Annotated in this window: 5 protein-coding genes; all 5 read left to right on the top strand. The window is 50.7% G+C overall.

Going from position 1 to position 3784, the window contains the following annotated elements:
- Positions 1-113 precede the first annotated feature (113 nt).
- The 5 genes from AACY18_RS27755 to AACY18_RS27735 all read left to right on the top strand — a co-directional run bounded on the left by AACY18_RS27755 (position 114) and on the right by AACY18_RS27735 (position 3620).
- Positions 114-557, top strand: a complete 444-nt coding sequence (locus AACY18_RS27755; RefSeq protein WP_339466829.1) for a ferritin family protein — start codon at positions 114-116, stop codon at positions 555-557.
- A 10-nt stretch (positions 558-567) separates the two neighbouring features.
- Complete coding sequence (locus tag AACY18_RS27750) at positions 568-1080, top strand: PaaI family thioesterase (protein WP_339433643.1); 513 nt, start codon at positions 568-570, stop codon at positions 1078-1080.
- Complete coding sequence (locus AACY18_RS27745; protein ID WP_339433642.1) at positions 1067-1330, top strand: acyl carrier protein; 264 nt, start codon at positions 1067-1069, stop codon at positions 1328-1330. Before AACY18_RS27750 ends, AACY18_RS27745 begins: the two co-directional genes overlap by 14 nt.
- A gap of 80 nt (positions 1331-1410) precedes the next feature.
- Entirely contained in the window at positions 1411-3081 is a 1671-nt protein-coding gene (locus AACY18_RS27740; protein ID WP_339433641.1) for an AMP-binding protein, read from the top strand.
- Positions 3078-3620: an acyl-CoA thioesterase gene (locus AACY18_RS27735; RefSeq protein ID WP_175554138.1), complete on the top strand. Its 543-nt coding sequence runs from the start codon at positions 3078-3080 to the stop codon at positions 3618-3620. Before AACY18_RS27740 ends, AACY18_RS27735 begins: the two co-directional genes overlap by 4 nt.
- Positions 3621-3784 lie beyond the last annotated feature (164 nt).

The following is a 3784-nucleotide window of genomic DNA, read 5'->3' as shown; positions in this document are numbered from 1 at the left end:
GGTCTGGCCAGACAAGAAACTGGGAGCCGATGGGCACTGTGATGTTGAACCCGGATCGGCAGCAGCAGACCGAGAAAAGAGCGGCATAGTTAGACGGCGACGCGACAACAACCTTGAAAAACGCCGCGCTGATGATGAACGTGATTTCTGAATACCGTGCGGCCAACTACTACAACCTACGCGCCCACCGAACGAATGAGCCCACCCTGAAGAAAATCTGGCGTTTGCTCAGCAAGGACGAGTCTCGCCATGCCAAGGCGTTCTATGTCTTTTGCAAAGAGTTGTGCGACGAAAGCGACGTGAATATGTTGGAAGCACTGAAAATGGCTTACGTCTGGCTGATTGATGCCTCCTATGGCGTCAAACACCCTGCAGGTTTGTTCTTCCCGAATGCGGACTCACCCGACTCGGTCAAGACAATTGAACAGGATGTGGTGGGCGACGATGACAATGAACGTGGTGATGCCAATGTCTACCGCGCCTTGCGCAATCTCACCGGCAATAAAGCAATCGTCGATACACGCTCACTGAAAGCCGAGATCCGCGCCAGAATGTAGGTGATACATCATGAACGACACGCTTGTAGAAGAATCAGGTGTCACCTCGAATTGTTTTGGTTGCAGCGAACAAAATGATATCGGCTTGAAGTTAGTGTTTGACGACGGTGTGGATGAGGTCTCTGCGCGAGTATCACTGGATCGTCAGTATGAATCTTATCCAGGCATCGTCCACGGTGGAATTGTTTCGACCGTTCTGGATGAAGCCATGGGAAGAGCCATTATGGTCTTCACCGGAAAAATGGCAGTCACGATGGGACTCCGAGTGCGCTTCATCAGTATCTGCGAGTCATTTGCAGAGTACCGGGTGGAAGGAAAAATCGTCTCGATTACCGGCAGTATGATCAAAGCTGAGGCACGGCTCCTGACACAAACCGGCGATCTGGTTGCCTTGGGGGAGGCGTCGTGGATTGTGATTGAGCCCGAAGATGTTTTTAGTGGGCAGACTAAAGTCCCGCATAGAACGTTGTTGTATATAAACCATGAAGTTAGCCGCGAGGGAGCGATTTGTGAACGAAATTGAATTCGACATACTGGACATTCTTACTACGGTTGTTGGGCTGGAAGCCGGCACTGTGACCAAAAGCACCAGTATCAGAGACCTTGGTGTAACGTCGATGAAGATCGTTGAAATGATTTTGATGATTGAGAAAAAATACGATGTGGAAATGCCCGATGATGCAACTTACACGATCGAAACCGCGGAGCAGCTGATTGCCGCTGTTCAGCGGCTGATTAAAGCTAATCAGGAAGAGTCTCTCGCTATTAATTGACCGGCGACTGATGTGGCGCTTTGCAGTCAGTCAATAGACGGCAAGGCGCTTTTTGGTGGTTTGTAAAATCAGGGAATGATGTGAATACAATACTGACTGCACTTACACGTACAGCCGAACTGTCACCAGAGCGTGGATTTCACGTCATCAAGAATGGCAAGGTTTCGTCGTTTTTGAGTTATGCCAGCCTTCATGGGCGCGCACAGGCCCGCGCCAGTGCAATGCAGGAATGCGTGACGTTCAACGAACGAGTGGGATTGATATTTTTCAACGAACTCAGCTTTATCGAAAGCTTCTTTGCAGTCTTGTTTGCCGGCGGTGTGCCGGTCCCCATCGCACCACCGCAACCTTTTTCGCCGTTGCAGAGCTTCTATAGGCGCGTGGGTCTTATTGCCAGGCAGTCAACGATCCACAGGTTTCTGGTTTCTGAATCGCTCAGTGAAGAGGTCAAAGAATCTCTAGGTGCTCAAACCGCCTCGATCGTACAGACGCTTGATGAGTTCAGCGCTCTGGGTGAAAGCGATCCAGTGGCACCCCGTCAGCGCCCAAATGCAGTCAGTGACACCGCGCTGATCCAGTACACCTCGGGCAGTACTTCGGACCCAAAAGGGGTCGTGGTTTCTCAAGAAAATCTGATTTTGAATGTTGCCGCAATGTGCGAATCATTTGAAATGAACGCAGAGTCTGCCGGTGTTACCTGGTTGCCGTTCTTTCATGACATGGGCTTGATCGGTGGGTTGCTACTGCCTGTGTTTGCTGGCTCGGACTCTTACATAATGCGAACCGCAGATTTTGTAAAAGCACCGTTAAGCTGGTTAAAGGCCATCTCCGACTTTTCTCTGGAGATTTCACCAGCACCCAATTTTGCCTACAAGTATTGTCTTGAACGCTTCAACGTTGATGCCTTGTCGGATCTGAATTTAACCTCCTGGCGCTCTGCCACGAGTGGGGCGGAACCCATCAACCCTAAAGTCATGCGCGCTTTTACCCAGACTTTTGCGCCTTACGGATTCTCCGCACGCTCGATCATGCCCCTTTATGGAATGGCCGAAGCGACGCTGGGTGCAACGTTCACCACGGTGGGTGAGGGCATGCAAAGTGTATTTGTCGATCGTGAGGCATTGAACAACGGCAGGGTCGTGCTCGCGGACCGCGATGCACCGGGGAACAAAGAGATCGTTTCGTGCGGAAAACCCATTCGTCATGTAGACGTCAGTATTCATGTCGACAACCTGGATTTCGTGGATACCTCACTGCTGTTGGGTGAGATTGCGCTGAAAGGGAATTCGGTGTGCTGCGCCTATGACAATGACCAGAAAAATACCGCTGCAATGCTTGAAAACGGCTGGTTCTTGACCGGTGATATAGGCTTCCTGTTTGAGGGGAACCTGTATGTCGTCGGTCGAAGCAAGGAAGTCATCATTATCAATGGCGCCAATTACTTCGCCAATGACATTGAAAGTTACGCCGCTGAAGTCGAAGGTGTCCGGGGTGTTGCAGCAGTTCCACTGACTGAGTCGGACACTGAAGAATGCGCGTTACTGATCGTCCCAGCCAAAGGCCATGACACATCAAGCCTGACCCAAATCGTGCGCAGAAAGATCAGTGACGAACTGGGAATCCAGATAACCACTATCGACATCATTGCGGCGAGTCAGCTGTCCAAGACGACCAGTGGGAAAATCGACCGAGCCAAAATCAGATCTCTTTACAACAACCTCTCACGATCCGCCGAGGCCGTTAGCCAATGAACCTGTTTTTCAGATTATTTGTCATGTCGTTGGTAGGTTTTATCAAGAGATGGCGCAAGCCTGGCCACTTCAGGAGCGCGACGACGATTGGATTCACCGCCACACCGCTTGATATCGATTTGAACATGCACATCAATAACGGTCGTTTTCTATCGCTCGCTGATTTGGGCAGGCTGCATTTCCTGTGGTCTGTCGGCACGCTTGGAGGGATTCTGAAAAACGGCTGGATGCCTCTGGTAGGCAATGTTGACATTGAATACAAAAAGTCCATAAAGCTGTTTCAGCGGTTTGAAATTAAAACCGAACTGCTTTACTGGGATGAAAAGTGGTTTTACTTCCAGCATGTTTTCATGGTTGGGTCGAAAGTGTCGGCAGTGGCCAACGTCAAGGCACTCTTGGTAGACCGTTCACGCAAAGTCGTAGAGCCTGCCCGAATATTTGCTTTGATTGGTGAATCCCCTGAACCCCCGGAAGTGCCGGAATCCATTGCTGATTGGGTTGTACGTCCACGCGCACAACCACAAACGGCTGCACTCTGACATTCAAGAATGAGCGGATAGCAGATCGGGTGGCGGGTACCCCCCGGTGTCAGGATAGTTGTCGCCTCTCCGGTTTTTCCAAAAAAAGCATATCGGGGGCGGAAAGAGACTGGTCGTGCCGTACTATTCACCTGAACGCAGAGCCGCATTACTTAAGATGCTGC

It is taken from the genome of Pseudomonas sp. EA_65y_Pfl2_P74 (assembly GCF_963970575.1).
Classification (GTDB): Bacteria; Pseudomonadota; Gammaproteobacteria; order Pseudomonadales; family Pseudomonadaceae; genus Aquipseudomonas; species Aquipseudomonas baetica_A.
The sequence above is the reverse complement of the archived record's forward strand: the minus strand, read 5'-3'. Positions and strand labels throughout refer to the sequence as shown.